We start from the raw sequence: 22026 nt of genomic DNA, 5'->3' as shown, positions 1-22026 counted from the left end.
GAGGGGTGGCAAGGGCTGTCAGCCGTTGGGCGGAGCCAGCAGGGCGGCGGCCAGATGACGGGTCAGGCGGGGCGTGTCAGGGGTGGCTCGGAGGCGGGGGGTGGCGGCGAGATCGTTGACGACGCTCAGGGCGGCCTGGACTCGCAGCCGGGCTTCCAGCTCGTCCTGGCCGGGGTGGACCTGGCGCACCAGCTGCACCCATTCGGCGATGTACTCGTGCTGCACGCCACGCATGCGGTGCCGATCGGCGGCGGGGAGCTGATCGATGTCGGAGGTGAGCAGCCGGATGAGACCGGTTTGCTCGAAGGCGAATTCGGTGTAGCTGGTGAGCAACCGGTCGAGTGCGTCGGCGGCGTCGGTCGCGCGGGTCAGATCGCGGTACATGTCGGCCCGCAGGACGTGATTGCCCTGGTCGAGAACGGCGATCAGGATGTCGGCCTTGCTGTCGAAGTGGTTGTAGACGCTGGGTCCGGCAATGCCGACGGCCGCGCCGATGTCCTCGAGCGCCACACCGGAAAAGCCTTGCTCGGCGAAGAGTTTCGTGGCCGCGGTGAGAATGGCGATACGCCGCGAGGGGGACCATCCCGCCGTCGGGCCGGCGGGTGGTGCGGCCGCGGGGCGCGGGACGGGCAGGTCGGCGGTGAGGATCGCGTCGACCATGTCGGTGAGCACCTGCACGAAGCGCTGACGCGGCAGTTCCAGATTGTGGAACGAGATGCTGGATGCCGTGGAAAGCGCGGCCCAGCCGATTATTTCGGCCTGCGCGGGCGTGAGCCGCGGTGTCCGCGTGCGCAGCAGATCGGCGAACCGTGCGCCGATGCCGCGCGCCCGGTGCCGGAGTTCGGTTTTCGCGTCGGGGTCGAGGTGCCGCGCCTCCCGGTGCCAGAGCACGCCGATGGCGCGCTGATCCAGCATGGCGGTGGCCAGTGTCCGGGCGAGATCGGCGTCCGGCTCGGCGCGCGCCGCGTCGAGCAGTTCGGTGACGATCTCGATGGGCTGGGCCACCACGGCGCGCAGCAGATCGTTCTTGTTGCGGAAATGCCGGTACAGCGCGGACGGCCCGACCGCGACCGCGTCGGCGATGTCGCCGGTGCCGACATCGGCATAGCCGCGCCGATAGAACAACTCGGTCGCGGCGGCGACGATCAGATCACGGCGATTGGCGGGGCGGGTGCCGCGGGCCGGGCGGGCGGCCGCGTGCTCGGCGGTGTCGCTCATGGTCGCCGCTCCTTCTCGCTCGCCGGTGGTGGGTCGCCCGCCCTCACTATAGGGAGCGGGCGACCCGGCCCGATCGGCCGCGGACGCCCGCGGCTAGAAGATGTATCCGCCGCCGCAGACCAGGGTCTGGCCGCTCACGTAGTCGGAGTCCGGGCTGCACAGCAGGTACACCGCACCGGCCGCCTCGGCGGGTGTTCCGGCCCGGCCCAGCGGGATCATCCGTTCCATGGTCGACAGCACATCCGGGTTGACGCCCACCTTCAGCTGCCGGCCCAGCACGTCGATGGTGCTGTCGCCGCCGGCCGGCGTCTCGGTGAGCCGGGTCTTGATGAGCCCGAAGGCGACCGAGTTCACGGTGACGTTGTAGCGCCCCCACTCCTTGGCCAGGGTCCTGGTGAGTCCGTTGATGCCGGCCTTGGCGGCGGCGTAATTCGCCTGTCCCGCATTGCCTCCCGTGCCGGCCAGCGAGGAGATGTTCACGACCTTGCGGCACGGGACCGGCGTGCCGGCCGCGGCGGCCTGCCGGGCGAGTCCGGCGATCACCGGCTGGGCGGCGCGCAGAATCCGGAAGGGGGCCTTGAGGTGGACGTCGAGGATGGCGTCCCACTGCTCGTCGGTCATCTTCTGGATCACCGAATCCCAGGTGTATCCGGCGTTGTTGACGATGATGTCGAGTCCGCCCAAGTTGTCGGTGGCGGTGGTCACGAAGCGTTCGGCGAAGTCCTCGTCGGTGACCGAGCCGATGCAGGCGACCGCCCGGCCGCCGGCCGCCTCGATGGCGGCCACGGTCTCCTTGGCCGGTTCGGCGTCGAGATCGTTGACCACGACCGACGCGCCCTCGCGGGCGAGCTTCAGGGCGATCTCGCGCCCGATGCCGCGCCCGGATCCGGAGACGATGGCGACCTTGTTGTCCAGAGTTCCCATGGGGCAATACCTTTCGGAGGAGGTGAGAAGTCAGAGCGCTGTGACGGTGGGCCCGGTGAGCGCGACGACCGCGGTCCCGGTGAGCGTGACGGTGCCGTCGGGCAGGGTGACGGCGATGTCGAGGGTGGCGTGCCGTTCGCCGCGGACGTCCTCGATGGCCACGACCTTCCCCGTCGCGGTCGGTTCGGCCAGCACCGGCGTGATCGCGCCGAAGCGCACCCCGTAGGTGCGAATCGCTTCCGGCGCAACCCAATCGGTCAGCAGCCGCCCCAGGTAGGCCATGGACAGCATGCCGTGGGCGAAGACGTCGCCGAGCCCGGCGGAGCGGGCCACGTCGGTGTCGATGTGCATCGGGTTGTGATCGCCCGAAGCGCCCGCGAACAGGGCCAGGGTGGTGCGGGTGATGGGCCCCGCGGCCAGCGGCGGCAGTTCGCTGCCCACGGTGATATCGGCGGTGCCGGTGGTCATTCGGAGGCTCCCGGATTGCGGACGACGAGGACCGAGCGCAGGTCGGCGACCAGGCTGCCGTCGGTCCTGGTGACGGCGGTCTGCCGGACCAGGAAGTCGAGCGCGCCGCCCTTCTTGCTGTAGACGTCGGTGATACGGGGTGACGCGGTCAGCGTGTCCCCGGCATAGGCGGTCGCGTGGTAGATGAAGTGCTGTTCGCCGTGCAGGATCCGGCGCAGATCGACACCGAGACCGGCCAGCCAGCCGAACGGGTCCGGCTGCTCGAGTTCGATCGCGAACAGGAACGTCGGCGGCGCGGGCAGGGCGCGGTGCCCGGCCGCGGTGGCGGCGCGCTCGTCGGTGAAGACCGGGTTGGTCTCGCCGATGGCCTTGGCGAAGAACCGGAGTCGCCCCGCGTCCAGGGTCATGGTGATCGGTGGCAGCTCGGTGCCGATCACACCGGGATCCAGGGCCATGCTCAGTCCACCTTCTGGTAGAGGGTCACGACGGCCGCCCCGCCCAGGCCGATGTTGTGCTGCAGGGCGATTCGCGCGCCCTCGACCTGCCGGGCGGCGGCGCGGCCGCGCAGCTGCCAGACCAGCTCGGCGCACTGCGCCAGGCCGGTCGCGCCGAGCGGGTGCCCCTTGGACAGCAGCCCGCCGGACGGGTTGGTGACCACCCGCCCGCCGTAGGTGTTGTCGCCGTCGGCGATGAACTTCTCGGCGGTGCCCTCCGGGGTCAGGCCGAGGGCCTCGTAGCTGAGCAGCTCGTTGGTGGTGAAGCAGTCGTGCAGTTCCACGACCGGAATGTCGAGGGGGTCCACGCCGGCCTGCTGATAGACCTGCTGGGCGGCGGCCCGGGACATGTCGTAGCCGACGATCGACAGCATCGAGTCGCCGTCGAAGGTCGAGGCGGTGTCGGTGACCATGGCCTGCGCGGTGATCGCCACGTCGGTGCGCAAACCGTGTGTGCGCGCGTAGTTTTCGCTGACCAGGACGGCGGCCGCCGCGCCGCAGGTGGGCGGGCAGCACTGCAGCCGGGTGAGCGGTCCGTAGATCTGCGGGGAGGCCAGCACCTCCTCGACGGTCACCGGATCGCGGAACACCGCATTGGGATTGCCGGCCGCGTGCCGGCGCGCCTTGACCGCGATCCGCGCGAACACCGCCGGGTCCATGCCGTACCGGTCGGCGTATTCGAGACCCGCGCCGCCGAAGTACCGGGCCGCGAAGGGTGCGTCGCCCTCGCCCTGGAGACGGTGGACCACGGTGTCGAAGCTGTCGAACGGGCTGGGCCGATCGGTGTAGGCAGCGGCGAGCGCGCCGCGCTGCATCTGCTCGAATCCCAGGGCCAGCACCACATCCGCGATGCCGTGCTCGATCGCCTGCCGCGCCAGGAAAAGCGCCGACGACCCGGTCGAGCAGTTGTTGTTGACATTGATCACGGGAATGCCGGTGGCGCCCACGCGGTAGAGCGCCGCCTGCCCCGACGTCGAATCTCCGTACACCCACCCCGCATACGCCTGCTGCACCGTCGTGTACTCGATGCCCGCGTCGGTCAACGCGGCCCGCACCGCCTGCTCGCCCATGACGTCGTAGGTCTGCGTCCGGCTGGGCGTGGTGAACGGGATCATCCCGACGCCCGCCACCAACACGCGACTTCCCATGTCTCACCTCTCGAGGATTGCGCTATTTGGAATTCACTTAGTAGAGCAGTGGGTGTGCGTGGATGCAAGTGTGATGGCGTAATCAGTGGGTAATCAGTGCGCAATCCTCGGGTGTGTTCAGCTCCTGATCCTCAACTTCAGCTATTTATTTTTCACTTACTTTGACCTCGGCATCGGTGACCCCAACTGTTGGGGCTGTCGGTGGCTGCGGCCCGGGTTCGATACTGGCTCCCGCCAAGATCGAGAACGATGGAGCCGCAGATGAATTCGAAGAAGACCCTCGCCGCGTTCGCCGTCACCGCGGCCCTTCTCACCCCCGCCGGCGTGCTGGCCGCCCCTGCCCAGGCCGATGCGCCGGCGCCGGTGCAGGCCCAGCCGGTGGACACCACCGCCACCGGCTCCTCCAGCGGGTCCTACTCCGCCGCCAACCACCTCGTCTGCGTCCTCTTCCACACCAGCCTCAACGGCTCCGTGGGCATCCCGTTCTGCTAACAGCCGCTGGCCGGGACTGTGATTCATCACGTTTATCTGCTTCAGTGACCCGTACCGTCTCGGCGCCGCTTACCGTCGCGAGGCACAACAGTTTGTTTGGGAAGGTGGCAACAAGCGTGATCGGTACGCGGGCGAAGCTCGATGAACTGGCCAAGATCCTGGAGATGGCCGCGGAACCGGCGGGTGAGGCCGGAATCGCCAAGCGGGCGTCGAAAGGCATTCCGAGCGTTCGGCAGCGGGTGGAGATGCTGCTCGACCGCGGGACGTTCATCGAGACCGGCGCGCTGGCTCGCCAGCCCGGTCAACCGGACGCGCTCTACGGTGACGGACTGGTCACCGGTCGCGGGCTGATCGGGGGGCGTCCGGTGGTGGTGATCTCCCACGATCAGACCGTGTACGGCGGGTCGGTCGGGGTCACGTCCGCCCAGAAGTTCATGCGGGCACTGAAATTCGCGTTCGACAACGCGTGCCCGGTGGTGACGATCAACGATTCGGGCGGTGCGCGGATCCAGGACGCGGTGGGTTCCATCGCATCGTTCGGTGATATCTCCCGGGTGCTGGAGAAGCTGTCCGGCTATGTGCCGCAGGTGTCGATCATTCTCGGCAAGTGCGCCGCGGGCTCGGTGTACGGGCCGATCAATACCGACGTGCTCATCGGCACCAAGGACTCCTACATGTTCGTCACCGGACCGGAGGTGATCAAGGCGGTCAACGGCGAGGACGTGACCGCCGAGGAGCTCGGCGGCGCGAAGGTGCAGGCCGAACGCGGGACCCTGCATCACGTGGCCGAGACCGAGCAGGAGGCCTACGAGTGGGCCCGCAACTACCTGGGCTTCATGCCGACGAGCTGCCTCGAGCAGCCTCCGATCGTGAATCCCGGCCTGGAGCCCGAGATCACGGCCAGTGACCGGGAACTCGACACGATCATCCCGGATTCCGATCGTGCCGGCTACGACATGCACGAGATCCTGCTGCGCATCTTCGACGACGGCGAGTTCCACGAGATCCGTGCCGCGTTCGCGCCGAACCTGATCACCGGCTTCGCCCGCGTCGACGGCTACCCGGTCGGCGTGATCGCGAATCAGCCACTGGTGCTGGGCGGTTCCATCGATGCCGCCTGCTCGGACAAGTCGACCTACTTCATCCGGCTCTGCGACGCCTTCAACATCCCGCTCGTGTTCGTCGCCGACACTCCCGGCGTGCTGCCGGGCCTCGCGGAGGAGGCCAACGGCGTCATCATCCGCGGCGGCCGTGTCCCGCGCGCCATCATCGAGGCGACGGTGCCGATCATCAACCTGGTGGTACGCAAGTCCTACGGTGGCGCATACGGCATGATGGCCGCCCGGCAGGTCGGCGCGGACGTCAGTTTCGCCTGGCCCACAGCCCGTATCGCGGTGATCGGCGCCGAAAGCGCGGTCGACCTCCTCGGCAAGCGCCAGTTGGCCGCGATGCCGGAGGAACATCGCGCCGCGGCCCGCGAATTCATGATCAACCAGTACAACGAGACGGTCGCCACCCCCTGGGTCGCCGCCGAACGCGGCTACATCGACGCCGTCATCGAACCGTCCCGCACCCGCCTGGAAATCCGCCAGGCCCTCCGCCTGCTCCGCGACAAGAAGCCGGTCAAGCCGGAGTTCAACCCGCGCAAGCACCCGATATACCCGATGTGATGTGACCGACCGGCGCGAAAACCGGTGCGGGACAACGGCCGGATGGCCCTGAGCCATCCGGCCGCAGCCGCGCGTTCGGTTCTCATTGACGTCTGCTCGCGATCAGCTCCTGTCGGTCGTCGATATTCGGTGCAGGCGTATGGGTCCCACGAAGCGGCGCTTGGATGTTGGTTTGGTGTTCACCAGCGAGAGGTCGCCGCCGTAATGGGCCAGGACGCGGTGGTCCATGACGGCACGCCACAGCGGGGGAATGGCGGCGAGCAGGATCAGGGTGGCGTAGCCGGCCGGGAGCTGTGGTGCCGTTTGTGAGCTGCGCAGGGTTTGGTACCGGCGACCGGGATTGGCGTGGTGGTCGCTGTGGCGTTGCAGGTGGAACAGGAATACGTTCGTGACCAGGCGGTCGCTGTTCCAGCTGTCGCGCGGGGAGCACCGTGCGTAGTTGCCGTTGGCGCGGCGCTGGCGCAGCAGTCCGTAGTGCTCGATGTAATTCACCGTTTCCAGCAGCCCCGCACCCAGCACCGCCTGCACCATCAGAAACGGAATCACCCCGAGGCCGAAGGCCAGGATCATGGTGCCCCACAACGCGACACTCATCGACCAGGCCTGCAACAGCTGGTTGTGCGGGCTGAACCAGCGCTTTTCCTTGCGAGACAGGCGTTCTCGCTCCAGGACCAGCGCCGAGCGGAAGCCGCCGACGGCGCTGCGCGGCAGGAACTCCCACAGTGACTCGCCGAACCGGGCGCTGGCCGGATCCTCGGGCGTCGCCACACGCGCATGATGACCCCGATTGTGTTCGACGAAGAAATGCCCGTAACCCGACTGCGCCAGAGCGACCTTCGCCAGCCAGCGTTCCAGGTGTTCGGCCCGGTGCCCGAGTTCATGGGCGGCGTTGATTCCGATGCCCGACACGAACCCGAGCGTCACGGCCAGACCGAGCTTGTCGGATACGCTCAGCTCGGGAGTTGCCCAGAGATAGCCAGCGATGAGCAGCCCGATGAGCTGTAGCGGTAGAAAGAGATACGTGCACCACCGATAGAACCTGTCTTCGGATAATGCCTCGTAGTCTTCCTCGCGTGGGTTGCTCCCGTCATCCCCCACGGACAGATCCAGCAGTGGGATCAGTACCAGCACGAACACCGGACCGATCCACCAGAATGCTGTGAGGCCCGTGCGGGCTACCAATTGTGAGGGAAGTACAGCGCACGAAGGCGCGATCAACCCCAGAATCCAGAGGTATCGCTTGGGGTCGCGTGCGTTCGAGTCCTGGAAAATCGACATAGGGGCCTCTTTGATCCAACAGCGGCACTCGCTCGCGAGTGCAGACGGCCGAAATCTTTTGGCTCAAACCCGTCGATTTAGATTAGTCGGTTTTCTCCGCTGCGCTAGATGAATTGCCAAAAATGGTGACTGACCGGGCAATTCGACCTCATGCTCGGTTACGGACATCGAGCTCTGTGCATGATGCCCGGCAGTCAGGGTCGGTGCGAGGACCGATCCCGGCTGCCGGGCATCATCGACTGAACGCCAGCGGGTCAGGGCAGGGCCCCGCAATTGCTCGGAGCAGGCCAGCCGGCGAGCCGATCGGTCAGCCACTGCTGCGAGTCCGCCAGCGACGGAAAGAACGCCAGCACATGGGTTCCCACCAGACCCGAAACGGTCGGAATCTGCGCGTTCGGATCCAGTTCGACGGTCACGCCGCTACTGCACCAACTGGCCGCCATCTCCCGCACCGGCACGTAGGGCGCGCCCTCATCGTTCATGGCCGAGGCGGTGAGGACGGGCACCGACGGAGTGAGCGTGCCGATGCGCTGTTGATCGAAGGCTGATTTCAGCTCGGGGTTCCGATCGATGACCGCGGTGAGCGGTTCGCCGCTGGTGGTCCATTCGGACGTGCGCGGATGGTCCTGGGCCAGGCTGGCCGGGACGGCGCATTTGCCCAGAGCGTCGTTCAGGATAGCCTTACCTGTGTCATTGAGCTCGGCGTCGAGTATCGGGCGAGTCTCCGGGTAGTCGGCGGCGATGCCATTGAGGATCCAGGCGAAAGCCGGTGCGATGGAGGGCCGTCCGTCGTTGTATCCGATGAAGTATTCGTCGTCGACCACCGGACCGCCGATATAGGCGCCGCGTACATTCAGCTCGGGAGCGTAGCTCGACTGCAGTTCGGCCGCGCCTGCGGAAGCCATGCCGCCCTGTGAGTATCCGTAGAGAACGACCGGCGTGCCGGGGTTGAAGCCGGTGCCGGGCAATTGCAGTGCGGCGCGCGCCGCATCCAGCAGCGCGTAGGCCTGTGCCTTGCGATTGAGGTAGTCGTGCACGTCGGGGGTGCCGAGGCCGTGGTAGTCGGTCACCACCACCGCGATTCCGCGGGCGAGCAGCGAATACAGCGCCAGCAGGTCGTATTCGAAAATGATGTCCGTCGGCGGCTGGTATTGCACGACCTGCGTCATCAATTTCGACGGCGCACATTGATTGCCCTGGCCCTTGGTGCCGCCCGCGTATGCGATCAGTGGGCGCTCACCTGGGCCGGTCCACGGCACGCTCGGCTGCAGGAGCGTGCCGACGACTGCCGTCGGCGCATCGTGGGTATCGCTGCTGACGTACATCATGCGCGTCGCGGCGGCCGGAACGACGCCGGGCATTCCGGGTGCGGAGAAGGCCACCTGTGCCGGTTCGGCGCGCACGATGGCCCCCGGTGTGGGTGGTAGCGGCGGCGGCAGGTAGAAATCGTCGCCCGCCGCGACGGGTTCCGCACTGGCGAGCAGCGCCGAGTTCGTGGCGCCGCCGCCGACCATGATGAGGGTTCCTGTCAAAGCTGCGGCCAATCCAAGCAGTCGCCTCCGCACTTTATCGATCCTTCCTGCGAGTGAGGGACCCAGGGCATCTCGAATCGGGTGTTGAGGCTATACGCAGGGCTATCGGTTTTTTGTGAATCAGTGGAAGAAACGCCGGACTCGCGTCGTCCCACCGCGTGTCGTTATGGGATTGCCCGTCGTGTCGGTATTGCCAATTCGGAGATGTCTATGAATGACATGCGCGCCCTACGGGATTGCGAATCCGCGGGTCGCGCAGGCGCGAGGACTCGTTGATCGGGTGGCCGGCGTAGGGCGGGCGAGCAGGTGAATCCCCGGTCGCGGGGAGGACTGTTGTCTGATCGATGACAAATGTGCGTTTTGGTGTGTAGCTGAAAGTTTGCCGATATAGTCGGGTCAGAATTCGGACTGGCTTGTCTAACGACGTGAACTATTCATGGAGGTCAGACACGTGCTTGGTCGGTTTCCTGTTTTCCTCCGCAGCGGGTCGGCGAAAGTTGCGGCTGCGCTGGGTGGTGTGGTTCTCGGGTTGTCGATGACGACGACTGCTGCGGCGGATCCGATATATCCGATCCCCGATCCGGATCCGTTCTACGCCGCGCCGGCGGATCTGGCGGCACATCGGCCCGGTGATGTGCTCCGCACGCAGACACTGCCGCCGGTGGCCGTATTTCCCGGCGCCACCGTTACATTGGTGCAATTCCGATCCACCAACTCCCACGGTGAGCCGATCGCGGCGACCACCACGATCCTTACCCCGATCGGTCACCAGCCCGACGCCCCGTTGATGTCGTATCAGCACTTCATCAACGCGCTCGGCACCAGCTGCGCGGTGTCACATCTGCTGTACTCCAACGATCCGAATCTCCTGACGACGGCGTCGATTCTGAATATGGCACTGGCGCAGGGCTGGAGCATAGCGCTGCCGGATCATCTCGGTCCGTACGTCGCGTTCGGGGCGGCGCGTCTGGGTGGCCGGATCGTTCTGGATGGTGTCCGAGCGGTGAAACAGCTGCCGGAACTCGCCGCCCAGCACAGTCCGGTCGTGCTGGCCGGCTACTCCGGCGGCGGCATGGCCACCGGGGCGGCGGCGGCGCTCCAGCCGTCGTACGCGCCGGAGCTGAAACTCGCGGGTGCGGCCATCGGTGGTGCCCCGATGAACCTGGTGACGATGGTGCAGACGTTGGGCTACGACCCGCACCCGGCCTTCGGGCTGGCCATGGCGGCGGCGATCGGCCTCGAGCGCGAATATCCGAACGAGCTGCCGATCAGCTCGTACCTCAACCAGACTGGCTTGGCCCTCCGCAATGAAATGGCCAATGACTGCACCAATCAGATCCTCGCCGAAGGCGTCGGCGGCAGCGCGCGGGCATACATGGCCGATCCCACGGGCTTCAACTTCCGTGAAGGCCAGTCGGTGCTGGAGGAGAACAGCTTGGAACTCTTCGGCGAAGTGCCGGAAACGCCGGTGTTCGAATGGCATTCACCCGACGATCCGCTGATTCCGGTCGAAGCGATCGACAACACCGACCACCGCTGGTGCGCGGCCGGCGTCCCGGTGCAGACGCTGCGCGTTCCCGCACCCGAACATCTGTCGGGAGCGGTGCTGGGTGCCCCCGAGGTACTGGCGTGGCTCAACGGCCGGGTTCGCGGCGAGCCGGCACCCAGTAACTGTTGACAGGGTTGCCGTGACTTCACGGCCGGCGTTCTCACCTGGTCCGGGCGGCCTGGCAGGTCGCCCGGACCAGGCCGAGCAGACGGGATCGGGTGGCTCCGGCTTCCCGACCCGGCGGAGCGGTCGGCCGAGCTCGACGCTCTGACCTGGATAAATGTGCCCTCGGCAGGATTCGAACCTGCGACACCCGCTTTAGGAGAGCGGTGCTCTATCCCCTGAGCTACGAGGGCTGGACGTGCCGGGCGGGAGGCTCGGCCGGGACGTCGGGGAGTCTACCTGGTCGGGGGGCCGGGGGCCGCATTCGTGGTCGGGGTGGTGGAGTCGGCTGATCGGCGGGGTGGTGGGCGCGGCGAGCCCGGCCCGGAGCCGCTAGCGGCCCGCGGGTCGGCTCTCGTCGTAGTCCGACGGTGCGAATCTGCTTGTCTTCCAGCGGAAGAGGAGGGTGGCGCCGGGCCAGTTGTTGGTGATGCGGCCGGAGGCGTTGCGGTACCAGCTGGAGCAGAAGTTCCAGGGGGTGTCCTTCAGGCGGCGCTGCAGCCAGTCGTCCCAGGACTTTTCGGCGTCGGGGCGGGGCGAGAGGACGTGGCCGGGGCGGGCGGAGAGGTAGTCGACGACCTGGCGGATGTAGCGGGCCTGGGACTCCAGCATGTAGATGATGGAACCGGAGCCGACGTTGGTGTTCGGGCCGTACATCATGAACAGGTTGGGGAAGCCGGGGACCGACATGCCGAGGAAGGCGCGGGCGCCCTCGGGTGACCATTCGTCGGCGAGTTTGCGGCCCTGCAGGCCATAGATATTCATGGGGGCGAGGAACTCGGTGCCCTTGAAGCCGGTGCCGTAGACGATGACGTCGACGGGATGCTCGACGCCGTCGGCGGTGCGGATTCCGTTGGGCGTCACCGCTTCGATGGCGGTGGTCTCGACCGTGACATTGTCCCGGGTCAGTGCGGGGAAGTACTCGTTGGAGAACAGGCCGCGCTTGCAGCCGGCGGCGTAGTCCGGAGTCAGCTTGGCGCGCAGCGCCTCATCGGGCACCTGCTGGTTGCGATGCCGGTCCGCGACGGCGATCACCGGATGCTTGATGGCGGGAATGTCGGTGAGCGCCAACGCCATCACCTCGAAGAAGGTCCAGATGGCGAATCGCTCGGCCAGCCGCGTCCCGGGCACGTACTTGAACAGCGCGTGGTGCACCGGGGTGTACTCGGTGTCGAACTTCGGCAATACCCAGGCGGCCGAACGCTGGAACAGCGTGAGGTGTCCGACCTTCGGCTGGATGGCCGGAATGTATTGGATGGCACTGGCTCCCGTGCCGATGCACGCGACCCGCTTGCCCGTCAGATCGACCGAGTGATCCCACTCGGCGGAGTGGAAGGCCGCGCCGGCGAAGGAGTCGATGCCGGGGAGGTTCGGCATCGCGGGGCGGGAGAGCTGCCCGACGGCGGGGATGAGGACGTCGGCGACGTGGGTGACGCCGTCGGCGGTGCGAACCCGCCACCGGCCGCCCTGCTCGTCGAATTCGGCGTCCACCACCTCGGCGCCGAACTCGATCTTGGCGGGCAGGTCGTGTTTCTCGGCGACGGCGCGCATGTACGCGTGGATGTCGGCCTGCTGCGAGAACCGGCGTGGCCAATCGGATTTCGGCTCGAACGACCACGAGTACAGCGGCGAGGGCACATCGCAGGCGGCGCCCGGGTAGGTGTTCTCGCGCCAGACGCCGCCGAGGTCGGCGGCCTTCTCCAGGATGGTGAAGTTGGTCAGGCCGTGGCGTTGCAGTTCCAGCGCCATGCCCAGCCCGGCGAATCCGGCACCGATGATCAGAATGGAGGGCTCTCGCTGCATACCAGCAACGGTAGGGCGTATTCCCGCCGGTCCTGCAGACATCGCCGGACAGCGAATCCGTATTTTCGGTCACGTCGGTCGGGTGAGTCCGGATTCACCCCTGGCAATCATGGGAAGGCGGCCCTCACGGCCCGCTGTCCGGGTCAGTGAGCGCCGTCTGACCTGCGACGCTGTCCTCGACTGGACAGCCCGGTGTCACACTCAATATATTCACGGAAGTTCTTGCTCCAATTTACTTGTCCTGGTTAGTGATTGGCTATTCTGCGCCGCCGCAGGGGGCGTCGTCAGCAGGTCGTGGCGCTGATCAGGATTGCGGAGCCGGCTGGTCGTCGTGTTGGGCGGCGGCGGGTCGGCTACGGGCTGCGGGCGGTGAGGGTGGGGTTCGCCGCCCGCAGCTCGAATATTTCGCCAGCTCACCGGCCCCGGACTGAGGTCACCTTGCCGTCAGTTCGGGCCCCGACCCGTGCATGTCCGAATCGGCTAGGCTCGCCGCAAGTGACTCAGTTCACTCTCCAGTAGGTACATGCAAGGAGCGGTTGGGAAATGTTGAGCACCATGCAGGACGAGCAGCTGTCACTCGCGACACTGCTGCGCTATGCCTCCACCTTCCAGGGCGACAGCCACGTCTCCACCTGGACCGGTGACGGTTTACGCACCCAGACCTATCGCGAGGTCGGCCAGGACGCGGCCCGGCTCGCCAATACCCTGCGTGACCTGGGTATCGGCGTCGGTGACCGGGTCGGCACGTTCATGTGGAACAACAACGAGCACATGGTCGCCTACATCGCGGTGCCCGCCATGGGCGCGGTGCTGCACGCGCTGAACATCCGGCTCTTCCCCGAGCAGCTGGTGTATGTGGCCAATCACGCCGAGGATCAGGTCGTCATCGTGGACGGCTCGCTGCTGCCGATGTTCGCGCAGTATCTGCCGAACCTGAAGACGGTCCGCCACGTCATCGTCGCCAATGGCGATGCCGCCGCGCTGCAGGCCCCCGAGGGCGTCACCGTGCACTCGTACCGGGAGCTGCTCGACGCCCAGCCCGACACCTACGACTACCCGGTCGTCGACGAGCGTTCCGCCGCCGGCATGTGCTACACCTCCGGCACCACCGGCGATCCCAAGGGCGTCGTCTACTCGCACCGCTCGAACTGGCTGCACGCCATGCAGGTGATCTCGCCCAACGGCATGGGCTTCACCGCGGCCGACACCGTGCTGGCCATCGTGCCGCTGTTCCACGCCAATGCCTGGGGCATTCCGTACGCCGCGCTCATGTCGGGCGCGAATGTGCTGATGCCGGACCGTTTCCTGCAGCCCGCACCGCTGCTGGCAATGATGGCCGAGGCGAAGCCGACCTTCGCCGCCGCGGTCCCGACCATCTGGGGCGGCGTGCTGGCCGGGCTGCAGGCGCAGCCGCAGGACATCTCGCACCTGCGTACCTGTGTGGTCGGCGGCGCGGCGGTCCCGCCGTCGATGATGCGGGCCTTCGAGGAGCGGCACGGTGTGAAGCTGCTGCACGCCTGGGGCATGACCGAGACCTCGCCGCTGGGTTCGGTGGCGCATCCGCCCGCCGGCGCCGAGGGCGAGGAGGCCTGGAGCTACCGCTACACCCAGGGCCGCTTCCCGGCCGGCGTGCAGGCGCGCCTGGTCGGCGATGATGGTTCGGTGCTGCCGAACGACGGAGAAGCCCTGGGCGAGTTGGAAGTTCGCGGCCCGTGGATCACCGGCGCCTACTACGCGCCGTCGGGCGGCGAGGTCGATCCCGACAAGTTCCACGACGGCTGGCTGCGCACCGGGGACGTCGGCAAGATCAGCCCCAATGGCTACCTCACCCTGGTCGACCGCTCCAAGGACGTCATCAAGTCCGGCGGCGAATGGATTTCGTCGGTGGACCTGGAGAACGCCGTCATGGGCCACCCGGCCGTGGCCGAAGCCGCCGTCATCGGCATCCCGGACGCGAAGTGGGACGAGCGCCCCCTGGTCGCCATCGTCCTGGTCGAGGGCACCGAGGCCGAACCCGAAGAGCTGCGCGACTTCCTGGCCCCCAAGTTCGCCAAGTGGCAGCTGCCCGAGCACTGGTGCTTCATCGCCGAGGTCCCCAAGACCAGCGTCGGCAAGTTCGACAAGAAGCGGCTGCGTGCCCAGCACGCCGACGGCTCGCTGACCGTCGTCACGCTGTCCTGACCCACCCGGGTGCGCCCTCGGCGCGAGGGCGCACCCGCCGATCAGCCGAATGCGCTGTGTCGCAGCGCTTCACACCGTCCCGAGCGGATTCAGGACGGCGAATCGCCATTCCCCGCTCTCGAGCTGCCGGGCGATATTCGCGGTGGTGCCGGTGGGGGAGACCCGCGTGCCGTCGGGCGCGTCGATCTCCAGGGTCCAGTTGGTGACCAGCAGGGCCGCGTCACCGCCGATCAGCAGATGCTTGCTGTTGTTGGTGAGCTGTCCGCGGGCGGCGACCGTGCCGCTGATCTCCTGACGCAGGGCGTCCGAGCCGGAAATGACGGCTCCGGTGGTGGTCCGCATGGTCGCGCCCGGGGCGAAGAGCGAGAGCACCCCCGCCACGTCGCCCGCGTTCAGGCGCTCCTCGAAAACCCTTGGCAGCTGGGCGGGATCGGTGATATGGGTGGCCATGACCTGGTCCTTTCGTGGTCGGATCGACGCTTTCCATGCTGGTCTGCGGCGGTGGCCCGGGCGAGGTCGAAAGGGGACGCGTCATGGTCAAAAGTGGACAATCGCGGTTCGGCTAGCCCTCCGGGTAGAAGACGAACAGGGTGCAGCCGGTGACCGTCGAGGGGACGTGCCAGGAACCGGCAGGGGCGTGGAGGAAGGTTCCGGCGGGGTAGTCGCGCGCGCCGTCGTTGAAGACGCCCGAAACCACGTACACCTCTTCGGGACCGGGCTGATGGATGTCGCGACCGTGCCAGGAGGCGTTCGGGTCCAGCTCGACGACATTGGCGCTCGCGCCGTTCGTTCCCGTCCAGAGGGTACGCACCCGGATGCCCGGGAAGATCTCGCGCGCAGGCGATTCCGTGACGGAGGCCGAGGTGTAGCCGGGCTGGGTGAGGATTTCGGAAGTCATGCCGACCACGGTGCCGTAGGCGGCATGGGCGGCACAGTGTCAGAAAAGACATTATGGGGTACTTTTCTGCCATGCATCGCGTGACGGCCCTGGTGCGGCCGGTCCAGTCGACCTTCGAGCTCGGCTGTGCCGCCGAGGTATTCGGCACCGAACGGGAAGGTGTGCCGAACTACTACGAATTCGGGGTGTGCACCGAGACGCCGGGACTGGTGCCCACGACGGCCGGGTACTCGCTGGAGGTGGCGGACGGGCTCGCGGCGCTGGCCTCCGCCGACACTGTGATAATTCCGGGCTGGACGCCGGTGGAGGCGCCGCTCTCCGACCCGGTGCGTCGCGCGCTGCTGCGGGCGCACGACCGCGGTGCTCGAATTGTCACGATCTGCCAGGGGGTATTCGCCCTGGCGCGCACGGGGTTGCTCGACGGCAGGGCCGCCACCACGCACTGGGCGCGCGCCGACCGGCTGCAGGCGGAGTTTCCCCGGATTCATGTGCAGCCGGACGTCCTCTACGTCGACCACGGCGACGTCGCCACCAGCGCCGGTGCGGGCGCGGGCATCGATCTGTGCCTGCACCTGGTCCGCCGCGATCACGGTGCCGCCCACGCCGCACTGCTCGCCCGGCACATGGTGATGCCGCCGCACCGTGAAGGCGGCCAGACCCAGTACGCGCCGACGCCCCCGCCCTCCGACCTGCTGGATGGCCTGCTCGACTGGGTGGAGGGCCGGCTCGGATCCCCACTCTCGGTGCGCGACATGGCCGCTCACCTCAATGTCTCGCCCCGCACGCTGGCCCGCAGCTTCGACGATCGGCTCGGCACGAGTCCGGGTGCGTGGTTGCTCGCGCGCCGGGTGGCGGCGGCCCGCACGCTGCTGGAGGACACGGACCTGCCGGTGGACGCCATCGCGACTCACGTCGGCCTGGTCTCGGCGGTGAACCTGCGCCGTCGTTTCCGTGCGCAGGTGGGAACGACTCCCGGCGCGTACCGCCGGGCCTTCCGGATCTCGTGAGCGGCCGCTGTCGCCGCGGGCTAGGCGTCCTTGACCGCGGTCAGGGCGTAGAGCACCGGGATGATGGGGTCGGTGGGAGGGAGCCGCCACCAGCCGGTTTCGGTCCGGATCATCTGGGGCCAGCGGGGCCACGGGAGGGTGTGGGTCTCGGTGAGGCCGGTGATGCGCAGGCCCGCCGCCAGCAGGGCGTTGATGACTTCGCCGAGGCCGTGACGCCATTCGTAGGCGGTGGTGTCGGTGCTGAGGTCGGGGCCGTCGGTATAGGTGTGAGCGCTGTCGCGGCGCTGGGCGCCGCGGCCGGCGAGGTAATCATCGTGCAGCACAAGCTGTCCCGGGTCGACACCCGGCGGCGGGGTGGGGCCGAGGGCATGCAGCAGCGGGTGGAATTCCACCAGGTAGAGCAGGCCGCCCGGGCGCAGCAGGCCGGCGACTTCGCGCGCCCAGCGGGGCAGGTCGGGGAGATAGCAGAGCGCGCCCTTGCCGGTGTAGGCGATGTCGAAGGTGCGCTCGCCCAAAGCTTCCCGCGCGTGGTAGACGTCCGCGCAGACGTAGTCGACCGCGCCCCCGGCCAGTTCGCGGGCGTGGCGCACCGATTCGGCCGAGAAGTCCAGGCCCACCGCGCGGGCCCCGCGCCGCGCGAATTCGATTGTCTCCGTGCCGAGATGGCATTGCAGGTGCACTACGTCGAGGTCGCGCACGTCGCCGAGGGCGTCCCATTCGAACGGCGCGAACCAGTAGCTGGAATCCCGGTCGCGGTAGAAGCTGCTGGCGGCGTGAATGCCCGCCCGGGCATCCCAGTTCCGCCGGTTCGCCGACAACGGATCTGTCACGGTCGCCACTATAGGCACGACCCGGACGCCAGGGCCGGAGCCTGCGGCGGAGAGGTTCCGGTCGCGGCTCCGGGTCCGTACCGTTAGTTTGAGGGCAGATGCCCGCAATCTGCAGGGGTGGACGAGGAGGTCCGGGTGGAATCGACACGCGCGCAGGCTGCACGGCCGGTCACGGCGAGGAAGGTACCGCCGATCACGCGGGCCGGGGGTGGCCGCGCATGACGCTCGGGCTGATCAGGTCGGTGGGGGAGCGGGCCTACCTGGAGGCGGAATCGGCGCGGCTGGTGCTGGAGGCCGGGCTGGCCCGGCTGGAATCACCGGCGGTGCTGCTGTCGGCGGCCACGGCCATGCTGCGCTACGGCACGCTGGCGGCCGGGCTGCGGCTGTCGGCGGCCCGGTACGGCGGGCGGGTCGCGGTCATCGACGAGCTGGGCGAACTGACCTTCGCCGAACTCGAGGACCGGTCGAATCGGCTCGCCAACGCCTGGCGCGAGCGCGGCCTGAAACCCCATGAGGGCGTGGCGATCCTGGCCCGCAATCACCGCGGCCTGCTGGACGCGATCTTCGCCGCCGCCAAGTGCGGAGCCCGGATCATCCTGCTCAATACCGATTTCGCGGGCCCGCAGATTCGTGATGTCGCCACCCGCGAGGGCACCGACCTGCTCGTCTACGACGACGAGTACGCGCCCATGCTCGACGAGGTGAGCCCGCGGCGCGGCAGCTGCCGGGCCTGGACCGAGCAGCCACGCGAGGACAGCCTCGAATTCCTCATCGAGACCGGCTCGCCCGGCGCGCCGCCCGCGCCCGGCGCGGAGCCCAAGATCATCCTGCTGACCAGCGGCACCACCGGCACCCCCAAGGGCGCGCCGCGCGCCGAGCCGAAATCGCTGCTGTCGCTGGGCGGTCTGCTGTCCAAGGTCCCGTTCCGGGTGAACGAGGTGACCGAGTGCTGTGCCCCCATGTTCCACACGCTCGGATTCGCCTGCGCCATGCTGACTCTCGGCTTCGGCTCCACCCTGGTGATCCGCCGCCGCTTCGACCCGCAGGCCGCCATCGACTCCATGGCGCGGCACAGGGCCACCACGGCGATCGTCGTCCCGGTCATGCTGGCCCGCATGATCGACCTGGGCGGCCGCGCGCTCACCGGGCACGATCTGTCCGCGCTGCGCATTATTTTCGTCGCGGGCTCCCAACTGGGCGCGCACCTGTGCCGGGAGGTGACGGCGGCCTTCGGGCCGGTCGTCTACAACCTGTACGGCTCGACGGAGGTCGCCTACGCCACCATCGCCACGCCCGAGGACCTGGCCGAGGAGCCCGGTTGTGTGGGCCGGCCGGTGCTGGGGGCGCGGGTGGAGATCCTCGACGATCGGGGCCGCCGGGTGCCGGCCGGGGCCACCGGCCGCATCTTTGTCGGGAACACCATCCAGTTCGAGGGCTACACCGGCGGCGGCCACAAGGAGGTCATCCGCGGCCTCATGTCCTCCGGCGATGTCGGCCACTTCGACAGCGCGGGCAGGCTCTTCATCGACGGCCGCGACGACGACATGATCGTCTCAGGTGGTGAGAACGTCTTCCCGGTGGAGGTCGAGGAACTGCTCTACACCCACCCGTCGGTACGGGAGGCGGCCGTCCTCGGCGTCCCCGATGAGCAATTCGGCGCGCGCCTCAAGGCTTTCGTGGTCGTCCACGACGGCCACCAGCTCAGCGAGCTCGAGATCAAGGACTTCGTGAAGGCCAATCTGGCCCGCTACAAGGTCCCCCGCGAGGTGGTCTTCCTGACCGAACTGCCCCGCAACCCCACCGGCAAGGTGCTCAAGCGCAAGCTCCAGGAGGCCTGAGCCGACAGCGATTCGGGGGATTCGGCCCCGTGTGTTCGGGGGATTCGGAACCGTGTGATTCCCTGCCCGGGGTCGTATGCTGGGCATCTCGCAGTACGCGGCAGAGCATGGGGGAGGACAGGTGCCGGGGGCAGGCAATCTCGGCCACTATCGACTCGTCGAGCTGATCGGGCGGGGCGGCATGGGCCAGGTGTGGCTGGCCGAGGACACACACCTCGAACGGGAAGTCGCGCTGAAGCTGCTCCCCGCCGAGCTCGCCACCGACCAGGACTACCGGCGGCGGTTCGAACGCGAGGCCCGGCTGGCCGCGCGACTGCGCGGACCGCATGTGGTGCCCATCCACGCCTTCGGCGAACTCGACGGCCGCCTGTACATCGACATGGAGCTGATCGAGGGCGCCGATCTGAGCAAGACCCTGCGCGAGGCGGGCGCGCTCCCGCCCGACCGCGCGGTCGACCTCATCACCCAGATCGCCGAAGCCCTCGACATCGCGCACCGGGCGGGCCTGGTGCACCGGGATGTGAAGCCCTCCAACGTCCTGACCCTGCCCAACGGCTTCGCCTATCTCATCGACTTCGGCATCGCCCGCGGCGTCGGCCAGGCCACCATCACCAGTACCGGTGTGGCAGTGGGCACCTGGGCCTACATGGCCCCCGAGCGCTACTCCGGCACCGAGGACCTCCGCTCCGACGTGTACTCGCTGGCCTGCCTGCTCTACGAAATCCTGGTCGGCGCCAAGCCTTTCACCCAGGCAGATCCCGTCCAGCAGATGGCCGCCCACCTCACCACCGACCCGCCCCGCGCCAGCGACCACAACTCGCTGATCCCCGCCGCCCTCGACGCGGTCATCGCGCGCGGCCTGGCCAAGGACCCGGACCGCCGCTTCCAGAGCGCCGGAGCCCTGGCAGCGGCCGCCCACGCCGCTCTGGACTCCCGGCCCGCCCCGCGCACCGGCCCGGCCCCGCCGACTGCCAAATGGGATAGCCCGGAACCGTTTCCGAGCTATGGCGCGGCGGGCGGGCGGCAGTATCCGACGCCGCCCGGGGCTCCCACATCCTCGCCCGGCAACCGCATCCCGACCGCGCTGACGCCTCCGCCGGGTGGGTTGTCCGCGGGCGCGACCCCGTACCGCGGAATCCCGGGCGGTTCCGGCGACCTGGTCTGGGGCGCGACGCCGCCGCCCGGCGGTATGCCGGGATCGATGGCCGGGCCGGTCCCCGACCGTGTGCCTCGACCCCATGCTGGACAGCCGCCGGTCGCCTCCGCCGGAATGTCCTGGGGCGCAACGGCTCATCCGGGAGTCGTCGCGCGATTGCCCGATGGCGGCATGCCGGCCTACGGCGCGGCAACGGGGAGTCCCGCCATTGGCGCGGGGAATTCGGTACGGCCCGTGCCGATCAGCGCCGGTCGGGTGTTGTGGTGGATCCTGCTGGTGCTGCTCATCGCGTTCTTCGGGCTCTTCACGGCGGCGGGTATCGACGTGCTGATCACCGAGACCAAGGGCGGTGTGTCGGATTTCGTCGCGACCATCGTCGCGCTGGTGGTATTCGTCGCACCGCTGGCGGTGTTCGTGTGGCTGGGGTGGCGTGAGGTCAAGAGGTTTCGTTCGCGCCGCCGCTGAAACCGGATCGGGGTGTGCCGGGTACGAACGCGGATCGGCGCGGCCGGGTTGGCCGGTCGCGCCGAATCAGGGTGGTGCGCTCAGCAGTTGCGGAGTTCCGGGCTCTGGTTGAGCAGTTGGGCACGGGTGGAGATGAAGGTGGTGTAGGTGTCGCCGCCGACCGAGGTGAGTGGGAAGGCCGCCACCCGGTGACAGTTCTGGAAGGCGAGCTTGATGCCGAAGTGGCGTTCCAGGCCGCCGCGGATGGCGTCGGAGGCCATGGCGCGCAGCAGTTGGCCGCGGGCGGTCTCGTCCGGCGGGGGGATGGTGTTGTCGGCGTATTCCGCCGTGCCGGAACGCAGGTCGGCGGCTACCCGGCTGACGACCTCGTAGGCGTAGGGCAGCGAATTACGGACGCATTCGACGAACTCTGCGTCGCTGACTTCACCGCGTTCGGCGCGCTCGAGTAGTGCGGTAGGTACGTCGAGGGACATATCGCTCTCCTCATGGGATGGCGGAAGGTGTCAGCCGATTGTAGATGAAAAACGTTGTCAATAACTCTGAATTCGCAGCGAAAGTACCCGTTCCAGAGCATTTTTCGCATCCGCCGACAGTGTGCGCACCAGCTCGCCCGCCGGTAGCTCGGGCGCCAGTGAATGTGCCTGACCGGCCCAGAGATTCACCTCGTCGGCATTGCCGGCCGCCCGCGCGGCCGCTCGCAAAGGACCGGTGGCGTAATGGATCTCGGGGTAGGCGACCGGCGCGTCGGGGTGTTCCACCATGAACCGGTTGCGCAGCCCGCGCGCCCGCCGCCCGGTGAAGGCGCGGGTCAGCATGGTCGGTGTCGCCCACCCGGTCAACCCGGCGGGCAAGTCGCGAAATGACGATCGACAGCCTCAGCGACCGTGCGGCAACAACGTGCAGCGGCGGTTGA

The 22026-nt window shown here is 68.1% G+C and carries 20 protein-coding genes and 1 tRNA gene; 7 read left to right on the top strand and 14 right to left on the bottom strand.

Annotation, left to right across the window (positions count from 1 at the left end):
- Nucleotides 1–18: 18 nt before the first annotated feature.
- The 5 genes from ACWEKS_RS00105 to ACWEKS_RS00085 all read right to left on the bottom strand — a co-directional run bounded on the left by ACWEKS_RS00105 (nucleotide 19) and on the right by ACWEKS_RS00085 (nucleotide 4252).
- Nucleotides 19–1218 (bottom strand): TetR/AcrR family transcriptional regulator, encoded by a 1200-nt coding sequence (locus ACWEKS_RS00105; RefSeq protein WP_452338079.1) that lies wholly within the window; start codon nucleotides 1216–1218, stop codon nucleotides 19–21.
- A gap of 93 nt (nucleotides 1219–1311) precedes the next feature.
- Nucleotides 1312–2142, bottom strand: coding sequence for an SDR family NAD(P)-dependent oxidoreductase (locus ACWEKS_RS00100; RefSeq protein ID WP_452338078.1), 831 nt, complete (start codon nucleotides 2140–2142; stop codon nucleotides 1312–1314).
- Nucleotides 2143–2172: 30 nt separating this feature from the next.
- On the bottom strand, nucleotides 2173–2610 hold the full coding sequence (locus tag ACWEKS_RS00095) for a MaoC/PaaZ C-terminal domain-containing protein (RefSeq protein WP_452338077.1): 438 nt from the start codon (nucleotides 2608–2610) through the stop codon (nucleotides 2173–2175).
- Nucleotides 2607–3065: a MaoC family dehydratase N-terminal domain-containing protein gene (locus ACWEKS_RS00090; RefSeq protein ID WP_452338076.1), complete on the bottom strand. Its 459-nt coding sequence runs from the start codon at nucleotides 3063–3065 to the stop codon at nucleotides 2607–2609. The genes ACWEKS_RS00095 and ACWEKS_RS00090 overlap by 4 nt, the downstream gene beginning before the upstream one ends.
- A gap of 2 nt (nucleotides 3066–3067) precedes the next feature.
- Complete coding sequence (locus ACWEKS_RS00085) at nucleotides 3068–4252, bottom strand: lipid-transfer protein (RefSeq protein ID WP_452338075.1); 1185 nt, start codon at nucleotides 4250–4252, stop codon at nucleotides 3068–3070.
- Nucleotides 4253–4513: 261 nt separating this feature from the next.
- On the opposite strand from ACWEKS_RS00085, the gene ACWEKS_RS00080 reads away from it, so the two are divergent.
- Entirely contained in the window at nucleotides 4514–4744 is a 231-nt protein-coding gene (locus ACWEKS_RS00080; protein ID WP_452338074.1) for a hypothetical protein, read from the top strand.
- Nucleotides 4745–4860: 116 nt separating this feature from the next.
- Entirely contained in the window at nucleotides 4861–6414 is a 1554-nt protein-coding gene (locus tag ACWEKS_RS00075; protein ID WP_452338073.1) for an acyl-CoA carboxylase subunit beta, read from the top strand.
- A 102-nt stretch (nucleotides 6415–6516) separates the two neighbouring features.
- Here the strand turns inward: ACWEKS_RS00075 and ACWEKS_RS00070 are convergent, their stop codons facing one another.
- Both ACWEKS_RS00070 and ACWEKS_RS00065 read right to left on the bottom strand, forming a co-directional pair.
- Entirely contained in the window at nucleotides 6517–7692 is a 1176-nt protein-coding gene (locus ACWEKS_RS00070; RefSeq protein WP_452338072.1) for an alkane 1-monooxygenase, read from the bottom strand.
- A gap of 254 nt (nucleotides 7693–7946) precedes the next feature.
- Entirely contained in the window at nucleotides 7947–9224 is a 1278-nt protein-coding gene (locus ACWEKS_RS00065) for an alpha/beta fold hydrolase (RefSeq protein WP_452338071.1), read from the bottom strand.
- A 436-nt stretch (nucleotides 9225–9660) separates the two neighbouring features.
- Between ACWEKS_RS00065 and ACWEKS_RS00060 the strand changes: the two genes are divergently transcribed.
- Nucleotides 9661–10902 carry a lipase family protein gene (locus ACWEKS_RS00060; RefSeq protein ID WP_452338070.1) on the top strand — a complete coding sequence of 414 codons (1242 nt, stop codon included), beginning with the start codon at nucleotides 9661–9663 and terminating at the stop codon, nucleotides 10900–10902.
- A 154-nt stretch (nucleotides 10903–11056) separates the two neighbouring features.
- On the opposite strand, the gene ACWEKS_RS00055 is transcribed toward ACWEKS_RS00060, so the two are convergent.
- Nucleotides 11057–11129, bottom strand: a tRNA-Arg gene (locus ACWEKS_RS00055).
- Between the two features lie 139 nt (nucleotides 11130–11268).
- Nucleotides 11269–12738 carry a flavin-containing monooxygenase gene (locus tag ACWEKS_RS00050; RefSeq protein WP_452338069.1) on the bottom strand — a complete coding sequence of 490 codons (1470 nt, stop codon included), beginning with the start codon at nucleotides 12736–12738 and terminating at the stop codon, nucleotides 11269–11271.
- A 543-nt stretch (nucleotides 12739–13281) separates the two neighbouring features.
- Between ACWEKS_RS00050 and ACWEKS_RS00045 the strand changes: the two genes are divergently transcribed.
- A complete protein-coding gene (locus ACWEKS_RS00045; protein WP_452338068.1) occupies nucleotides 13282–14919 on the top strand; it encodes a long-chain fatty acid--CoA ligase in 1638 nt (545 codons plus the stop codon).
- A gap of 69 nt (nucleotides 14920–14988) precedes the next feature.
- Here the strand turns inward: ACWEKS_RS00045 and ACWEKS_RS00040 are convergent, their stop codons facing one another.
- Together ACWEKS_RS00040 and ACWEKS_RS00035 are read right to left on the bottom strand one after the other, a co-directional pair.
- Nucleotides 14989–15369: a YybH family protein gene (locus ACWEKS_RS00040; protein WP_452338067.1), complete on the bottom strand. Its 381-nt coding sequence runs from the start codon at nucleotides 15367–15369 to the stop codon at nucleotides 14989–14991.
- Nucleotides 15370–15481: 112 nt separating this feature from the next.
- A complete protein-coding gene (locus ACWEKS_RS00035) occupies nucleotides 15482–15817 on the bottom strand; it encodes a cupin domain-containing protein (RefSeq protein WP_452338066.1) in 336 nt (111 codons plus the stop codon).
- Between the two features lie 71 nt (nucleotides 15818–15888).
- Here ACWEKS_RS00035 and ACWEKS_RS00030 point away from each other — a divergent pair, with 71 nt between their 5' ends.
- Complete coding sequence (locus ACWEKS_RS00030; protein WP_452338065.1) at nucleotides 15889–16824, top strand: helix-turn-helix domain-containing protein; 936 nt, start codon at nucleotides 15889–15891, stop codon at nucleotides 16822–16824.
- Between the two features lie 20 nt (nucleotides 16825–16844).
- Here ACWEKS_RS00030 and ACWEKS_RS00025 read toward each other — a convergent pair whose 3' ends face one another.
- A complete protein-coding gene (locus ACWEKS_RS00025; RefSeq protein WP_452338064.1) occupies nucleotides 16845–17654 on the bottom strand; it encodes a class I SAM-dependent methyltransferase in 810 nt (269 codons plus the stop codon).
- Between the two features lie 218 nt (nucleotides 17655–17872).
- Here ACWEKS_RS00025 and ACWEKS_RS00020 point away from each other — a divergent pair, with 218 nt between their 5' ends.
- Complete coding sequence (locus ACWEKS_RS00020) at nucleotides 17873–19492, top strand: acyl-CoA synthetase (RefSeq protein ID WP_452338063.1); 1620 nt, start codon at nucleotides 17873–17875, stop codon at nucleotides 19490–19492.
- 121 nt (nucleotides 19493–19613) lie between these two features.
- The gene (locus ACWEKS_RS00015; RefSeq protein WP_452338062.1) at nucleotides 19614–21113 is read left to right on the top strand and encodes a protein kinase domain-containing protein; all 1500 of its coding nucleotides are present in this window, start codon (nucleotides 19614–19616) and stop codon (nucleotides 21111–21113) included.
- A gap of 80 nt (nucleotides 21114–21193) precedes the next feature.
- Here the strand turns inward: ACWEKS_RS00015 and ACWEKS_RS00010 are convergent, their stop codons facing one another.
- Nucleotides 21194–21586, bottom strand: coding sequence for an SCO5389 family protein (locus ACWEKS_RS00010; protein WP_354830660.1), 393 nt, complete (start codon nucleotides 21584–21586; stop codon nucleotides 21194–21196).
- 57 nt (nucleotides 21587–21643) lie between these two features.
- Nucleotides 21644–21964 (bottom strand): nitronate monooxygenase, encoded by a 321-nt coding sequence (locus tag ACWEKS_RS00005; RefSeq protein WP_452338061.1) that lies wholly within the window; start codon nucleotides 21962–21964, stop codon nucleotides 21644–21646.
- Between the last annotated feature and the right edge of the window lie 62 nt (nucleotides 21965–22026).

The organism is Nocardia sp. NPDC004711, assembly GCF_053601595.1.
This window is presented reverse-complemented; position numbering and strand designations above follow the sequence as displayed.

Coding starts and splice junctions, on each gene's coding strand:
- ACWEKS_RS00060 (WP_452338070.1), top strand. CDS start 9,661: ATGGAGGTCAGACACGTGCTTGGTCGGTTTCCTGTTTTCCTCCGCAGC.
- ACWEKS_RS00085 (WP_452338075.1), bottom strand. CDS start 4,252: ATGGGAAGTCGCGTGTTGGTGGCGGGCGTCGGGATGATCCCGTTCACC.
- ACWEKS_RS00105 (WP_452338079.1), bottom strand. CDS start 1,218: ATGAGCGACACCGCCGAGCACGCGGCCGCCCGCCCGGCCCGCGGCACC.
- ACWEKS_RS00100 (WP_452338078.1), bottom strand. CDS start 2,142: ATGGGAACTCTGGACAACAAGGTCGCCATCGTCTCCGGATCCGGGCGC.
- ACWEKS_RS00020 (WP_452338063.1), top strand. CDS start 17,873: ATGACGCTCGGGCTGATCAGGTCGGTGGGGGAGCGGGCCTACCTGGAG.
- ACWEKS_RS00095 (WP_452338077.1), bottom strand. CDS start 2,610: ATGACCACCGGCACCGCCGATATCACCGTGGGCAGCGAACTGCCGCCG.
- ACWEKS_RS00050 (WP_452338069.1), bottom strand. CDS start 12,738: ATGCAGCGAGAGCCCTCCATTCTGATCATCGGTGCCGGATTCGCCGGG.
- ACWEKS_RS00070 (WP_452338072.1), bottom strand. CDS start 7,692: ATGTCGATTTTCCAGGACTCGAACGCACGCGACCCCAAGCGATACCTC.
- ACWEKS_RS00080 (WP_452338074.1), top strand. CDS start 4,514: ATGAATTCGAAGAAGACCCTCGCCGCGTTCGCCGTCACCGCGGCCCTT.
- ACWEKS_RS00010 (WP_354830660.1), bottom strand. CDS start 21,586: ATGTCCCTCGACGTACCTACCGCACTACTCGAGCGCGCCGAACGCGGT.
- ACWEKS_RS00045 (WP_452338068.1), top strand. CDS start 13,282: ATGTTGAGCACCATGCAGGACGAGCAGCTGTCACTCGCGACACTGCTG.
- ACWEKS_RS00035 (WP_452338066.1), bottom strand. CDS start 15,817: ATGACTTCCGAAATCCTCACCCAGCCCGGCTACACCTCGGCCTCCGTC.
- ACWEKS_RS00030 (WP_452338065.1), top strand. CDS start 15,889: ATGCATCGCGTGACGGCCCTGGTGCGGCCGGTCCAGTCGACCTTCGAG.
- ACWEKS_RS00040 (WP_452338067.1), bottom strand. CDS start 15,369: ATGGCCACCCATATCACCGATCCCGCCCAGCTGCCAAGGGTTTTCGAG.
- ACWEKS_RS00090 (WP_452338076.1), bottom strand. CDS start 3,065: ATGGCCCTGGATCCCGGTGTGATCGGCACCGAGCTGCCACCGATCACC.